Annotated in this window: 13 protein-coding genes; 9 read left to right on the forward strand and 4 right to left on the reverse strand. The window is 59.4% G+C overall.

Going from position 1 to position 13,321, the window contains the following annotated elements; all coding sequences use genetic code 11:
• Nucleotides 1–4: 4 nt before the first annotated feature.
• Complete coding sequence (locus tag ACIQJ2_RS02230; RefSeq protein WP_199150753.1) at nucleotides 5–352, reverse strand: hypothetical protein; 348 nt, start codon at nucleotides 350–352, stop codon at nucleotides 5–7.
• 222 nt (nucleotides 353–574) lie between these two features.
• Between ACIQJ2_RS02230 and ACIQJ2_RS02235 the strand changes: the two genes are divergently transcribed.
• Nucleotides 575–832 carry a hypothetical protein gene (locus ACIQJ2_RS02235; RefSeq protein WP_199150752.1) on the forward strand — a complete coding sequence of 86 codons (258 nt, stop codon included), beginning with the start codon at nucleotides 575–577 and terminating at the stop codon, nucleotides 830–832.
• Nucleotides 833–887: 55 nt separating this feature from the next.
• Here ACIQJ2_RS02235 and ACIQJ2_RS02240 read toward each other — a convergent pair whose 3' ends face one another.
• Nucleotides 888–1,325 carry an Lrp/AsnC family transcriptional regulator gene (locus ACIQJ2_RS02240; RefSeq protein ID WP_199096131.1) on the reverse strand — a complete coding sequence of 146 codons (438 nt, stop codon included), beginning with the start codon at nucleotides 1,323–1,325 and terminating at the stop codon, nucleotides 888–890.
• A gap of 141 nt (nucleotides 1,326–1,466) precedes the next feature.
• Here ACIQJ2_RS02240 and ACIQJ2_RS02245 point away from each other — a divergent pair, with 141 nt between their 5' ends.
• The 3 genes from ACIQJ2_RS02245 to ACIQJ2_RS02255 all read left to right on the forward strand — a co-directional run bounded on the left by ACIQJ2_RS02245 (nucleotide 1,467) and on the right by ACIQJ2_RS02255 (nucleotide 5,600).
• A complete protein-coding gene (locus ACIQJ2_RS02245; RefSeq protein WP_199150751.1) occupies nucleotides 1,467–2,516 on the forward strand; it encodes an ornithine cyclodeaminase in 1,050 nt (349 codons plus the stop codon).
• A gap of 287 nt (nucleotides 2,517–2,803) precedes the next feature.
• Nucleotides 2,804–3,232, forward strand: coding sequence for a VOC family protein (locus ACIQJ2_RS02250; protein ID WP_199150750.1), 429 nt, complete (start codon nucleotides 2,804–2,806; stop codon nucleotides 3,230–3,232).
• A 553-nt stretch (nucleotides 3,233–3,785) separates the two neighbouring features.
• On the forward strand, nucleotides 3,786–5,600 hold the full coding sequence (locus ACIQJ2_RS02255; protein ID WP_400666080.1) for a PAS domain S-box protein: 1,815 nt from the start codon (nucleotides 3,786–3,788) through the stop codon (nucleotides 5,598–5,600).
• A 96-nt stretch (nucleotides 5,601–5,696) separates the two neighbouring features.
• Here the strand turns inward: ACIQJ2_RS02255 and ACIQJ2_RS02260 are convergent, their stop codons facing one another.
• Nucleotides 5,697–6,161 (reverse strand): Lrp/AsnC family transcriptional regulator, encoded by a 465-nt coding sequence (locus tag ACIQJ2_RS02260; RefSeq protein WP_199150749.1) that lies wholly within the window; start codon nucleotides 6,159–6,161, stop codon nucleotides 5,697–5,699.
• Nucleotides 6,162–6,286: 125 nt separating this feature from the next.
• On the opposite strand from ACIQJ2_RS02260, the gene alr reads away from it, so the two are divergent.
• Both alr and ACIQJ2_RS02270 read left to right on the forward strand, forming a co-directional pair.
• A complete protein-coding gene (gene alr / locus ACIQJ2_RS02265; protein ID WP_400666078.1) occupies nucleotides 6,287–7,420 on the forward strand; it encodes an alanine racemase in 1,134 nt (377 codons plus the stop codon).
• 31 nt (nucleotides 7,421–7,451) lie between these two features.
• On the forward strand, nucleotides 7,452–8,702 hold the full coding sequence (locus tag ACIQJ2_RS02270; protein ID WP_400666076.1) for a D-amino acid dehydrogenase: 1,251 nt from the start codon (nucleotides 7,452–7,454) through the stop codon (nucleotides 8,700–8,702).
• 122 nt (nucleotides 8,703–8,824) lie between these two features.
• On the opposite strand, the gene ACIQJ2_RS02275 is transcribed toward ACIQJ2_RS02270, so the two are convergent.
• On the reverse strand, nucleotides 8,825–10,021 hold the full coding sequence (locus ACIQJ2_RS02275; protein WP_199150746.1) for an MFS transporter: 1,197 nt from the start codon (nucleotides 10,019–10,021) through the stop codon (nucleotides 8,825–8,827).
• Between the two features lie 118 nt (nucleotides 10,022–10,139).
• Here ACIQJ2_RS02275 and ACIQJ2_RS02280 point away from each other — a divergent pair, with 118 nt between their 5' ends.
• The 3 genes from ACIQJ2_RS02280 to cobG all read left to right on the forward strand — a co-directional run bounded on the left by ACIQJ2_RS02280 (nucleotide 10,140) and on the right by cobG (nucleotide 13,319).
• On the forward strand, nucleotides 10,140–10,973 hold the full coding sequence (locus tag ACIQJ2_RS02280) for an AraC family transcriptional regulator (protein ID WP_400666073.1): 834 nt from the start codon (nucleotides 10,140–10,142) through the stop codon (nucleotides 10,971–10,973).
• An 82-nt stretch (nucleotides 10,974–11,055) separates the two neighbouring features.
• Nucleotides 11,056–11,832 (forward strand): precorrin-6A synthase (deacetylating), encoded by a 777-nt coding sequence (gene cobF, locus ACIQJ2_RS02285; RefSeq protein ID WP_400666071.1) that lies wholly within the window; start codon nucleotides 11,056–11,058, stop codon nucleotides 11,830–11,832.
• 56 nt (nucleotides 11,833–11,888) lie between these two features.
• On the forward strand, nucleotides 11,889–13,319 hold the full coding sequence (gene cobG / locus ACIQJ2_RS02290) for a precorrin-3B synthase (RefSeq protein WP_400666069.1): 1,431 nt from the start codon (nucleotides 11,889–11,891) through the stop codon (nucleotides 13,317–13,319).
• The last annotated feature ends 2 nt before the right edge of the window (nucleotides 13,320–13,321 follow it).

Consider the following 13,321-nt stretch of genomic DNA (forward strand, 5'->3'; position numbering starts at 1 on the left):
AAAGCTACGATACCTGCAGCAGGCATTCCATGAACAGTGCCCCCAGAAGCAGCCCCGATACCGTGGCGAGCACTTTCAGGATAGCGCGCTCGATCCTCAAGCACTTTTCAGGCAGGACCAGCGCCATCGCCTCGCTGGCCGCAGCGACGGATATGCACACAAGCGCGATAATCCGGCGATCTTCAGGGTAAGCCATGACGAACAGAAACCCTAAAAGTCCGAATGGGATCACGCTGTCGATATTCGCCATTGCCATGAATGGATACTTCGTCCTGACGGGGACGACAGTCGTCAGCACGACTAGACCGAGTACGGCCCAGGCAAGACCGTGAGCGAGCAAAGTAAGTTCCATACGAAATCATAACAACAAGCCGGAAGTTTTCAAGTTGCACTGAGACGCGCAGGATGGGCACGGCCAAACGCTGGCCGTTGGTCAGGAGACGCGCCGGGGAAGACCCCAATAATGGCTCGCCTCCAACAGCTTCGTCTCACCGAAATACCTGTCATGACGATTGACAAACGGCCTTCCGATTGACTGTATCGACACATCGAATGAATACGGTGGACCCTGAACATGCCCGATGCAAATGCCCAGCCGCAACCAGCCACCTGGCGCATCGTCCTTGCCGCCATATTCGACTTCCTGACAGCGTTTTTTGTTTTAGGCTACGCTATCGCCTCGATCTTCGGCGGAAAGACCGAGGATGGCTTTCGGCTGAATGGCTTGCCGGCTCTTCTCCTGTTCGCTCTGATCGTCGTCTATTTCGTGGTTTTCAACCGCTACCTCGGCGGCACGATCTGGAAACGGATATTCCGCGCACGCCGTCAGTGAGCTTGGAGAAACCGGGACCGCCGTCCTCGACGCCCCCCCTTCAGCCGGCGTGGCCTCAGAGGCTGCTGAGCAACAGACTGGTCTCGCTGTTGGCAACGCCATCGATCATGCGGACCTCGCGTAGGACGCGGTCGAAATCCGAAAGGCTGATCGCCCGGATATTGGCCACGAGGTCCCAATTGCCGTTCGTCGTGTGCAGCGAATAGATTTCCGGCAAGCCCCTAAGTTTGCGGATAACCTGGGTCGTCGATTTCCCCACCACCTCGATCATCATAACGGCATGTACGGTCTGCTCGTCGTAGTCTTCCCGCACGCGCACCGTAAAACCCATCAACGTGCCGGTTTCGATAAGGCGATCCAGTCGGTTCTGAACGGTGCCGCGCGCCACGCCCAAAACGTCCGAAAGCTTGGAAAGGGAGGCGCGGCCGTCGGCCCGCAAATGGCCGATGATACGTCGATCGAGATCATCGGGAATATATTTGGCAGATGCCATTGTCGAATCCAGACTCTGTCATTTTCACAATAACTGCTATACAATCTGCACAGCATCGTACCAGAACTGGCACAGTTTTGCGATTTCAGTCAATCGGCCTGCTTGTTACCCTGTGGCAACAATCTGATCGAGGACACCCAAATGCCCGCACCGCTTCCGTCGGAAAAAGCCTATATTCCCTTCGTCAGCGTCGAGAATATGATGAGACTTGTGCATCATGTCGGCATCGAAACCATGCTGGTCGAACTGACGGATGCCGTTGAGGCGGATTTCCGCCGCTGGGACCTTTTCGACAAGACACCCCGCGTCGCCTCCCACTCTCATGATGGCGTGATCGAACTGATGCCGACCTCCGACGGCACGGTTTACAGCTTCAAATATGTGAACGGGCACCCGAAGAACATGTCGCAAGGGCTGCAGACGGTCACGGCGTTCGGCCTGCTGGCGGAAGTATCGACGGGCTATCCGCTGCTGCTGACGGAAATGACGCTGCTGACGGCGCTGCGCACCGCCGCCACCTCGGCCATGGCCGCGCGCCATCTCGCGCCAAAGGGAACGCGGACGCTGGCGATGATCGGCAACGGCGCACAGGCCGAATTCCAGGTGCTCGCAATGAAGGCAGTCCTCGGGATCGAGGAAGTTCGCCTCTACGACATCGACCCGAAGGCGACGGAAAAGACCGCGCGCAATCTTGCGGGGAAAGGTCTGCGGCTGGTTTCGTGCACGACCGCGCAAGCGGCCATCGAAGGCGCCGGCATCATCACGACCTGCACCGCGGACAAGCAATTTGCCACAATCCTGACCGATAACATGGTGGGCTCCGGCGTCCATATCAACGCCATCGGTGGTGACTGCCCGGGCAAGACGGAGCTTCATCGCGATATCCTGCTGCGTGCCGACACCTTCGTCGAATATCCGCCGCAGACCCGCATCGAGGGAGAGATCCAGCAAATGGATCCGGATTATCCGGTCACCGAGTTATGGCAGGTGGTGAACGGGCGCGCGCAGGGACGCAGCAGCGAGCGGCAGATCACGCTGTTCGACAGCGTCGGCTTTGCCATCGAGGATTTCTCTGCCTTGCGCTATGTACGCGAAAAGCTGGCGGGCACGGACTACTTCCAGAAGCTAGATATTATCGCCGACCCGGACGATCCCCGCGATCTCTTCGGCATGCTCCAGCGGGCAGAGTAAACAGGCGCCGAGATCGGCAGTCTGATCCGGCCGCATCACGCTGCATCGCTTTATACTAGACCTCCAGACGGCGGCCATCGGCCGCCGTCCGCTTTTCAGCGATACGAGCCATAGAGGCCCAGTCGGCCCGAAGCTGCGATCTTGGCCAAGTGAAGAACGTTGTGGGAACTCCATAATGGTAGTTGACGGCTGAGCTGTCAGAAAAGCGGTTGCAATAAAAGGTCGCGAAAGCCTAATTTTAATCGGGAATTTTGCGACCCCATCGGTAAACATAGAGAGACACCCAGATGATCGATCATGTCTACATCTCGGTAGCGGACATCGACAAATCGCTGACCTTCTATTCTGAAGCCTTGAAGCCACTCGGGTGGAGCATATTTGGCAATTATGACTCGGCTTCAGGCCCGAAGGGCGTTCCCGACCTTTACGGCCTCGGGGACGACATATACGGCAGCGGAAAGGCCGTCGGGTCAAGCATATGGCTGCGTCGGCGCAAGCCAGGCGAAACCGGGCTCTATCTCGGCATCGTCTGCGATACCAATGAACAGGTGGACGCAGCATACGCGGCTGCAATCAAAGCCGGAGGCATCGATGAGGGTCAGCCAGCAGATCGCACCTACTTCGCTCCCGGCTATTATGCTGCCAATGTCGCTGATTTCGACGGCAACCGCCTAGAATTCGTGCGCAAAGCCTGGAACCCTAAACGGCACGCATAATGGTTGGCGTGCCTGGTGCCCTCAACGTCACGTAAATTCTGAGCTTTCGACGCGAATTGCGGCTCGTTGACACTGCGCGGCAAATTCTCGTCACAAATGTCACGCGCAAAAGGCCAGCGATTCAGGAAGACTTTTGCGACAACCTTGCCGCCCTACTTCTTTTGGGTGCACCTCAAAATGACAGTCGATGTGACATGCCTTGAAAGAGCATTTCGCCAGCACTGGCAAACGAAAAAAGAGTTCGGCCGGCCACTTGCTGACCTGCCAATTCCGCGCGGCGGCACAACCGGCATTACGCCGTTGATGATACCCGGCGATATGACCAACCCGGTTAGATTGTGCCCGTGGGGCAAGTGGCCTTTTGCCGCCCCGGGATCGAGGCAAGGCATACATAGCAAAATTCGCCTATGTCACTTAGAATACATCGAAATTTGCACGCTTCCCCCCTGCACTTTGGCGCGGAGATTATGCTATGAGTCCTCGCGAATAAGGGGAAGATGAGACAGCCCTGTACGGCCGCTCTCATTGAAGAGAGGAAGTTGTCCTGAACGTCATGCCCGAACTGGCAGCCCACACCGGCGAGATGGCAGCACTCATTTCCGGCTTCGACTGGACAAGATCCGGTCTGGGGCCGAGATCGGCTTGGCCGCCTTGCCTCACTGCGGCAGTCGATATCATGCTCTCGGCGCAAGCACAGATCGTCCTGTTCTGGGGCGAGGATTTCATCGCGCTCTATAACGACGCCTATGCACCGACCATCGGTGAGAAGCATCCTCGCGCGCTCGGGCGCCCGGCACGAGAGAACTGGTCTGAATTATGGGACGATCTCGAACCTCTCTTGCGAAACGTACTGGACGAAGGCAAGACGGTCGTTGCCAAGGATCGGCCGTTCTACATCGAACGCCATGACTACCCTGAGACAGCCTATTTCGACATCTCCTACTCGCCAGTGCGCGATGGCGACGGCAAAGTGCGCGGCGTGTTCTGCATCGTCAACGAAACGACAGAGCGCGTTCGCGCGGAACAGGCGTTGCGGGAGAGCGAAGAGCGGGTCAGTGCCATTATTTCCCAATCGGCGACCGGAATTGCCCAGTATGAGCTTGATGGCCGCTTCTCCCTTGTAAACAAGCGATTTTGCGAGATTGTCGGCTATTCGCAAGACGAACTTCTCGACCTGCGGATTCAGGACATCATCTATCCGGACGATCGTCGCGATATCATGCAATTATTCGACGTCATGTTGGTGAATGGAGAAAGTTTCGAGATCGAGCAGCGCTACGTCCGCAAGGACGGCAGCCTCGTCTGGGTAACCAATTCGGCGTCCGGCGTACGAGACCGATCTGCCGGCAAGGTGCGGCGCGCCGTAAGCGTCGTCATCGATATCAGCGAGCGCAAGCGCGCGCAGGAAGTGGAACGACGGCTTGCATCCATCATCGCATCGTCGGACGATGCGATCCTCAGCACCGATCTCAACATGACGGTCACGAGCTGGAACCTTGGCGCAGAGAGGCTCTACGGTCACTCGGCCGAGGAAGCGATTGGCCAGTCGGTGATGATGCTCGTTCCCGATGATCGCAGCGAGGAGGAACCGGCAATCCTCGCGCAGATCCGCGCGGGCCAGAAGGTGGAACCTTACGAGACCAAGAGGCGCCGCGCCGACGGCCAATTGGTCGACGTCCTGCTCAGCGTTTCCCCGATCTACGATACCTATGGCAGGATCGTCGGAGCATCGAAGATCGCTCACGATATCAGCGCCAAGAAGGAAGCCGAACACCTTCAGAGCGTTCTCGTTGGCGAACTCAACCACCGCGTCAAGAACGTGCTTGCAACCGTCATGGCCATAGCGCGTCAGACCTTGGGACGTGAGGATGTCGGCAAGACATCCGTCGAGACATTCGAGGCGCGGCTGGCCTCCATGGCACGCGCGCACGATCTGCTGATCCATGGAAAGTGGGAGGAAGCCGACCTGATGGCCGTCATCAGCCAGGCGCTGTCGCCCTATCCCAGGGAGAGGTTCGAGATTTCCGGGCCGGCCATAAAGCTCGCACCGAGAACGGTGGTTTCCATCTCGCTTGCGCTGCACGAATTGGCGACAAATGCCGCAAAATACGGGGCACTGTCCACATCCGACGGGCGCGTTGCCATTGTGTGGTCTCTGGAAACCCAGGAAGCAGAACGGCTCGTCTTGCGCTGGCAGGAGACTGGCGGCCCCGTCGTGACGCCGCCGACGCGCAAGGGCTTCGGCTCACGGCTGATCGAAAATCTGCTGGCTGCGGAGCTGAACGGCCAAGTCAATATCACCTATGATCCGGGCGGATTGATCTGCGAAGTTCATGCGGCAACCGGCATGGGCTGGGATCAGACCTGACAACAGGCTTGAGGCGACCCCAGAGTCGAGTGTCGTCCAAAATCCCCAGGCGCCCCTCGGCACCAGGCTCTGTCTATTGCGCGGGAATTCGCTTGTTCACCGCAGATTTTTCGGCCGTGTCGCAAGCACGTTGCGGATCGAGAAGCTCGAATGGATCCGCAGCACCCCCGGCAATGCCGAGAGGATTTCCTTGTGAATGCGCTCGAAGTCGCCAGCCGTAGCAACCTCGACGCGGAGCAGGTAATCGGAGCCGCCTGTCATCAGAAAACACTCGCGAATCTCGGGATGTTTGCGGACGGCCGCCTCGAAACGATCGAGGTGATCTTCCGTCTGCCGCTCAAGCGTGATGTTGATGATGACAGCTATCGCCGCTTCGGCCTGCGACGTGTCCACCAGTGCGGTATAGCCGCGGATCACGCCCGCCTGCTCCATCAATTTGATGCGCCGTAAACAGGCGGATGGCGATAGCCCGACCTCGCTCGCCAGGCTGGCATTGCTGACGCGCGCATCGAGGCGCAGCAGCCGAAGAATATTACGGTCGATGGCATCGAGAGCCGTCATGTGGATTCTTTCAAAAATTCGCCGTTTCTTTCAATATTCTTGCAACTACACAATAATCAATCACTGTTTGATGGGTAATTTCACGATCATTTCAATAATCTCGCCGCGGAAAAGCGAGGGTGGACATGGACGGCGGTTTAGTGGATTCGCGGACGTCAAAACTGACGATCGACAGCGGTGCTTGCGGTTATCTGACAATCGATCTGACCGCTCTGTGCAGAAATTACGACAAGCTCTCATCCATCATTGCGCCGGCGCGTGCCGCAGCCGTCGTCAAGGCGGATTCCTACGGACTCGGAGCGGACCGGGTCTCCAAGACCCTCTATGGACGCGGGTGCCGTGACTTCTTCGTCGCGCACTTCGTCGAAGCCTTACGGCTGCGCCCGCATCTGCCGCGCGATGCGTCGATCTTCGTGCTGAACGGCCTGTTGCCTGGCAACGAAACGGCCTGTGCGGAAGGCGGCTTCATTCCGGTCGTCAATTCCCTTGAGCAACTGCGACTGTGGTCAGAAACCGCCCGCGCTCTGCAGCGCAAGCTTCCCGCTGCTTTGCAATTCGATACCGGCATGTCGCGGCTCGGCATCCCTGCGGAAGACAGAGCTGCCGTCGCAGCTCACCTTGCTGCTACCGACCATCTCGATATCCTGTTCATTATGAGCCATCTGGCGTCCGCAGACGAGACCGACAACGTTCAGAACGGTGATCAGCTTGCCGAGATGGGCCGCGTCGCCGAGGAATTTGGGGGCTATGATCTCTCCTTCGCCAATTCCGGCGGCATCTTCCTCGGCGGTGATTTTCACGGCGTATTGGCACGGCCAGGTATTGCACTCTATGGCGGCGCCCCGACCGGCGGCGTAGCCAATCCGATGGAACCCGTCGTGCGGCTCGATGTTGCCGTCGTCCAGACAAGAACCGTTCCGGCCGGCGCTCGTGTCGGCTATGGCGGCGTGCACGTGACGAAAGCGGAAACCCGGCTTGCAACGGTCGCTGCCGGCTACGCCGATGGCCTTCCCCGCAGCCTCAGCGACCGCGGATCGGTCTATTACAACGGCGTGCGGCTACCGATCGTTGGCCGTGTGTCCATGGACAGCATGACAATCGATATCAGCGCCCTGCCCGAAGGAACCCTGTCGTTGGGTAGCCTGGTGGAAGTTTTGGGAGACCATCAAACGATCGATGATCTCGCCCGGGACGCCGGCTTGATTTCCTACGAAATCCTAACCAGTCTCGGCGATCGCTACACCAGGCAATACCGCTGACCTTCCTATTGCTCAATTCACTGAGGACATCATGAAAGTCGTCGTTCTGGGGGCCGGCATCGTCGGCGTCACATCTGCCTATCAACTCGCCAAGGCAGGCCACGAGGTCACGGTCATCGACCGGCAGCAGGGGCCGGCGCTGGAAACGAGTTTTGCCAATGCGGGCGAAGTGTCCTTCGGCTATTGCTCGCCATGGGCCGCGCCCGGTATTCCAATGAAAGCGGTCAAGTGGCTGTTCATGCATCACGCACCGCTCATCCTTCGCCCCAAGGTCGATGGCGCGATGCTGTCCTGGCTCGTGAAGATGCTATCGAACTGCACGTCGGAGCGTTACGCGATCAACAAGAGCCGAATGCTGCGTCTTGCCGATTATAGCCGCACCTCGCTCGCTCAAGTGCGTGAGGAAACCGGCATAGCCTATGACGAGCGCATGCAGGGCACGCTGCAGCTTTTCCGTACGCAACAGCAGCTCGATGCCTCCGCCAAGGACGTCAAGGCTCTGGCCGCCGACGGTATTCCCTATGAAGTGCTCGATCCCGAGGGCTGCATCCGCGTCGAGCCGGCCTTGCGGCATGTTCGCGAAAAGATCGTTGGCGGCCTGCTGACGCCGAAGGATGAGACCGGCGATTGCTTCAAATTCACCAATGCGCTTGCCGCCAAGGCGGTCGAACTCGGCGTGCGCTTCCAGTATGGGACCACCATCAAGGGTCTCGACGTACAGGGTGGTCAGGTTCGCGGCGTCGTGACCGATCGCGGTCGTGTGGATGGGGACGCCGTTGTCGTCGCGCTCGGCAGCTACTCGCCGATCATGCTCAGGCCCCTCGGCATCAAGCTTTCGGTCTATCCGGTCAAGGGCTATTCGCTGACGATCCCGATCACCGACCCCTCGCGTTCGCCGGAATCGACGGTCATGGACGAAACCTACAAGATCGCGATCACCCGCCTCGGCGATCGCATCCGCGTCGGCGGCATGGCTGAAATCTCCGGCTATACCAACGATCTCGGCCTTGCCCGGCGGCAGACACTCGAACATTCCGTCACCGATCTTTTCCCCGGCGGCGATGTCGCCAAGGCCTCCTTCTGGTCGGGCCTGCGACCGATGACGCCGGATGGAACGCCGGTGATCGGACCGACGAAGATCAAGGGACTGTTCCTCAACACCGGACACGGCACGCTTGGATGGACGATGAGCTCCGGCTCGGCGCGGGTCATTAGCGATCTCGTCAGCGGCCGCAAGCCGGACATCGACGCGACGGATCTTGCGATCAGCCGCTACGCCTGATCCTGCTTAGCCCGATTGCATGCAAACAAGGGCCGTATCCGCGAGGATACGGCCCTTTTGGTGTTGAGGCGAATTCTGCGGGAAGCGGATAACCGGCGCGCTCACCACGCGCCAGCTCTCGATCAATGCCTTGGAATGCGCGGCAGGAAGATCGTGAACAGACCGAGCAAAGGCAGATACGAGCAGATCGCGTAGACGAAGGCGATACCATGGGTATCGGCGAACTCCCCAAGGGCCGCCGCACCGAGGCCACCGGCCCCGAAGGCAAAGCCGAAGAAAATACCGCCGATCAATCCAACGCGGCCGGGGATCAATTCTTGCGCGAACACCACGATTGCCGGGAATGCCGAGGCGAAAACGAGCCCGATTATGACGGTCAGGACGCAGGTCCAGAACAGGTCCGCATAGGGCATCAGCAACGCGAAGGGAATGACGCCGAGGATCGAGAACCAGATCACGAAACGTGCGCCAAGGCGATCGCCGACCGGGCCGCCCATGATCGTACCGGCAGCAACCGATCCGAGGAACAGGAACAGCATCAGCTGCGCCTCACGAACGTCGAGATGGAACTTTTCGATGACATAGAAGGTGAAATAGCTCGAGATGCTCGCCATATAGACGTTCTTGGTCGCCGTCAGCAGGATGAGGATTGCGAGTGCCCACATCGCCTTGTTGCGTGCGATCGGCAAAGTGCGGTTCGGCGCGGGACGGGCAGCCTGCGCGCGGCGATGGTTGATGTACCAGGTGCCGACCCAGCTCAGAACGATGAAGCCGATGACGGCCAGCACCGAAAGCCAGGCAACACTTTTCTGGCCGTGCTGAATAACAAAGAAGGCTGCGATCAGCGGGCCGATTGCCGAGCCGGCATTGCCGCCAAGCTGGAACAGCGACTGGGCGAGACCATGACGACCTCCGGATGCGAGACGCGCCACGCGCGATGCTTCCGGGTGGAAGACCGCCGAGCCGAACCCGATCAGGCAGGCAGCGACGAGCAGCATGGGGAAGCTGCCAGCATAGCCTAGAAGCACGAGCCCCGAAAACGTGCTGATCATGCCGACAGGCAGCGAATAGGGCATGGGCCATTTATCGGTGACGATACCAACCACCGGCTGCAGCAGCGACGCCGTGATCTGGAACATCATCGTCAGCAGGCCGATCTGCACGAAATCGAGCGCGTAATTTTCTCTGAACATCGGATAGAGCGATGTCAGCAGGGATTGCATGATATCATTCAGCAGATGGCAGGTGCTGACAGCAATGACGACCGAGAGCGTTGTCTTCTCGAAGCGGGTTTGCGCACCCGAAAACGCGGCAACCATGGGGGAATCCTTCCAGCGCCGGCGGTCTTGCCAGCCAAATTGATCGATCCGCCTTTTACACGGCTTGCGGGTGACCTTCTTTCGTGTTTTGGTCCAATAGTTTCTCGATCGGGCCATTATGGAAAAGCTGTCGAAGCAATTGCTGGCAACCCTCGACGACGTGCATGTCCGGAACATGCGCTGGATGGAGGATTCGGATGCGGATGTGCTGGTTCACAGCGCCGAGCCGCCGCGTGGCTACACCGTTCCGTGGCACCATCATCGCCGTACGCAATTGCTCTGCATTTTCTCCGGGGTCGCCCTGATTATGACCGCGCGCGGTCGCTGGATGGTGCCGCCGGGCCATGCCCTTTTCATCCCTGTCGGGCTGGAGCATTCCATCGAGATCCTGAGCGATGTCAGCATGAAATCCGTCTACGTCGCGCCACGCAGCCAGTCTCAGAAGGATGAGGCTCCGCGCGTCGTCGAAGTAACGGATCTTGCCCGTAGCCTGCTGCTGGAAGCGATCCGGCTGCGGGAGGCGCCGGTCAGTCATCGAAAGGCCAAACTGGTGCTCTCGCTGCTTGTCGAGGAAATCACCACATTGCCGGAGCGTCCGCTCGGCCTGCCCTTCCCTTCCGACCGCCGGCTGACCGCGCTTTGCCGGGACTATCTTGCCAATCCATCCCCCAACGCCCGGCTGGACGATTGGGCCGAAAAACTCGCGATGAGCCGACGGACTTTCACCCGCCAGTTCCGCAAGGAAACCGGCATCAGCTTCACCACCTGGCGCCAGCAGGCAAGCGTTTTCGCCTGCCTGCCGCGCCTGGCAGGCGGCGCTCCCGTAACCAATGTCGCGCTCGAAGCGGGCTACGAAAGCGTTGCGGCTTTCACCACCATGTTCCGGCGCATGCTCGGCGCTTCGCCGCGTGCCTATACGATCAACCGCTGGGCCTTCGAGCGACAGGCTTAGGTCCGTGCGACCAATCTCATAGCCATGCCCTTGAAACGGGCTGCCTCTTCCGGCAAACAGCGCTGAAAATAAGGATCAGCATATGCGGCACATTCATATCGTCGGTATCGGCACTGGAAATCCCGAACATATGACTGTGCAGGCGATCAATGCGCTGAATGGCACCGATGTCATTTTCATCCCCAGCAAGGGCGCGGCGAAGGCTGAACTCGCCGATGTCCGCAAGGATATTTGCGCGCGTTACGTCACCAACAACGCAACACGTTTCATCGGCTATGATGTGCCGTCGCGCCGCACGGCGGACCGCAGCTACGTGCAAGGCGTCGATGAATGGCATGAAGAGATTTCAACCATCTACGAACGGCTTTTCCTCGAACATCTGACGGAAGACGAAAGCGCTGCCTTCCTCGTCTGGGGCGACCCCGGCCTTTACGACAGCACGCTGCGCATCATCGAGCGCGTTGCCGCGCGCAGCCAGGTCGCGCTCGACTACAGCGTCATCCCCGGCATCACCAGCATTCAGGCGCTGACCGCCAGCCACCGCATCCCCCTCAATCTCGTCGGAAAGCCGGTGCAGATTACCACCGGACGCAGGCTCGCCGAGAGTTTTCCCGGCATCGCGGAAACGGCTGTCGTCATGCTCGACGGCGAGCAGGCTTTCAGCGAGATCGCAGATCCCGACGCCTATATCTATTGGGGAGCCTATCTCGGCACCGAGGACGAGATTGTCATAGCCGGCAGGCTCGTCGATGTTGCCGAACGCATCGTCTCGACACGCGAGGAAGCGCGCGCAAGACACGGCTGGATCATGGACATCTATCTGTTGCGCAAGGGCCATGATTTCGACGATCGGGCATGAAGCGCGCGGAGCCAAATCATTTGCCCGCCGATCCGGTTTATGCAAGGAAGTGTCCCATGAAGGGCAATCTCATGGTTGCGGCCAACGGACAGACGGTGAATGAACCCACGTGCTTCTCGCAAGAGCCAGCCGAAGGTCGCGTCGACGCTTCTCCCTTGCCACCGACGGTTCGCGGCGCCTGCCCCTCGCTCAGCACGCCGATGCAAACAGGCGACGGACTGCTCGTTCGGTTGCGACCGGCGACACCTGGATTGACGGTTGCTCAATATCGTGCGTTGGCGGAGGCAGCCGAAACACATGGTAACGGCCTGATCGAGGTCACCGCACGCGGCAATCTGCAATTGCGCGGCCTGGCCTCACATACCATGGAGCGACTTGCCGACGACATAGATCGCGCCGGCATTTCAGTGCAAAGCGGAATAGCCATCGAGACGCCGCCCCTCAGCGGCCTCGATCCATCCGAAATTGGGGGCGCGCGCACGCTTGCAAAGCGATTGCAGAAAGCTATCGACGGCCTTGTTCCCAAGCCGCGGCTAGCGGCGAAGCTCTCCATCATCATCGATGGCGGCGGCCAACTCACACTTGACGGGCTAACCGCAGATATCAGGCTAAAGGCCGCCAGACCCGGTGAACGCGCAGACCCTCTATGGACACTGGCAATCGCTGGAACAGAGACGACCGCAACACCGCTTGCCACATTGCCCGGCGACCTAGCGATTGACGGTGTTGTCATGTTGCTGAAGCGATTGAGCCGTCTTGGACCTCGAGCCCGTGGCCGCGACCTGGATACGGCGGAACTGCGAAGACAGTTGCCGGAGGCGCACCTCAACGCCCGGACTGGAGCCGAGCCATCCATCTCCCCCATCGGTATCTTCTCGCTGGCGACGGGCGGCTATGCGCTTGGAGTGCGCCCTTCGTTCGGACAGATCCATGCGCAGGCTCTCTTGCGCTTTCTTGCCGTCGCCGAAGAGAGCGGCGTGAGCGAAATCCGCACCGGACCGGAACATAGCATGCTGTTGCTTGGCCTTGCGGCCGACAGACTTGGACATGTTCGCGCGGCTGCCACCTCCTGTGGCTTCCAGACACGCGGCGACGATCCCGCCAATCATATCGTCCCATGCTCCGGTGCAGGAGCCTGCGCATCCGCGCACTACCCGACCAAGCAGGCCGCCGCTGACTGCGCCAGCATCGCTCCCGATTTGCTTGAAGGCTCGTTCAAACTGCACTTGTCCGGTTGCCCGAAGGGCTGTGCGCATCCTTCTCCGGCAGCACTCGCCATCGTAGGTGTTCCGAATGGCCACGCGATCGTGCTGGATGGACCCGCGTCAGCGGAACCCGCTGTGAATATCGGCAAGGAAAATCTGAAATCGGCATTGGCTCGGCTTGGCGAGCTGGTGCGAAACAACAAAGTTGCTGGCGAATCGGCGCGCCAGTGTCTTAAACGGCTCGGCCGGGACGCAATCGCGACGGCTTTACGACAGGGATAAAA

The sequence above is a fragment of the Rhizobium sp. NPDC092011 genome, from assembly GCF_044756305.1.
Lineage (GTDB): Bacteria > Pseudomonadota > Alphaproteobacteria > Rhizobiales > Rhizobiaceae > Rhizobium.

Excerpts from the sequence above, each read along its gene's own strand:
- ACIQJ2_RS02275 (WP_199150746.1), bottom strand. The coding sequence starts at position 10,021 with ATGGTTGCCGCGTTTTCGGGTGCGCAAACCCGCTTCGAGAAGACAACG.
- ACIQJ2_RS02280 (WP_400666073.1), top strand. The coding sequence starts at position 10,140 with ATGGAAAAGCTGTCGAAGCAATTGCTGGCAACCCTCGACGACGTGCAT.
- ACIQJ2_RS02260 (WP_199150749.1), bottom strand. The coding sequence starts at position 6,161 with ATGACGGCTCTCGATGCCATCGACCGTAATATTCTTCGGCTGCTGCGC.
- cobF (WP_400666071.1), top strand. The coding sequence starts at position 11,056 with ATGCGGCACATTCATATCGTCGGTATCGGCACTGGAAATCCCGAACAT.
- ACIQJ2_RS02245 (WP_199150751.1), top strand. The coding sequence starts at position 1,467 with ATGCCCGCACCGCTTCCGTCGGAAAAAGCCTATATTCCCTTCGTCAGC.
- ACIQJ2_RS02240 (WP_199096131.1), bottom strand. The coding sequence starts at position 1,325 with ATGGCATCTGCCAAATATATTCCCGATGATCTCGATCGACGTATCATC.
- ACIQJ2_RS02255 (WP_400666080.1), top strand. The coding sequence starts at position 3,786 with ATGCCCGAACTGGCAGCCCACACCGGCGAGATGGCAGCACTCATTTCC.
- ACIQJ2_RS02235 (WP_199150752.1), top strand. The coding sequence starts at position 575 with ATGCCCGATGCAAATGCCCAGCCGCAACCAGCCACCTGGCGCATCGTC.
- ACIQJ2_RS02270 (WP_400666076.1), top strand. The coding sequence starts at position 7,452 with ATGAAAGTCGTCGTTCTGGGGGCCGGCATCGTCGGCGTCACATCTGCC.
- ACIQJ2_RS02250 (WP_199150750.1), top strand. The coding sequence starts at position 2,804 with ATGATCGATCATGTCTACATCTCGGTAGCGGACATCGACAAATCGCTG.
- cobG (WP_400666069.1), top strand. The coding sequence starts at position 11,889 with ATGAAGGGCAATCTCATGGTTGCGGCCAACGGACAGACGGTGAATGAA.
- ACIQJ2_RS02230 (WP_199150753.1), bottom strand. The coding sequence starts at position 352 with ATGGAACTTACTTTGCTCGCTCACGGTCTTGCCTGGGCCGTACTCGGT.
- alr (WP_400666078.1), top strand. The coding sequence starts at position 6,287 with ATGGACGGCGGTTTAGTGGATTCGCGGACGTCAAAACTGACGATCGAC.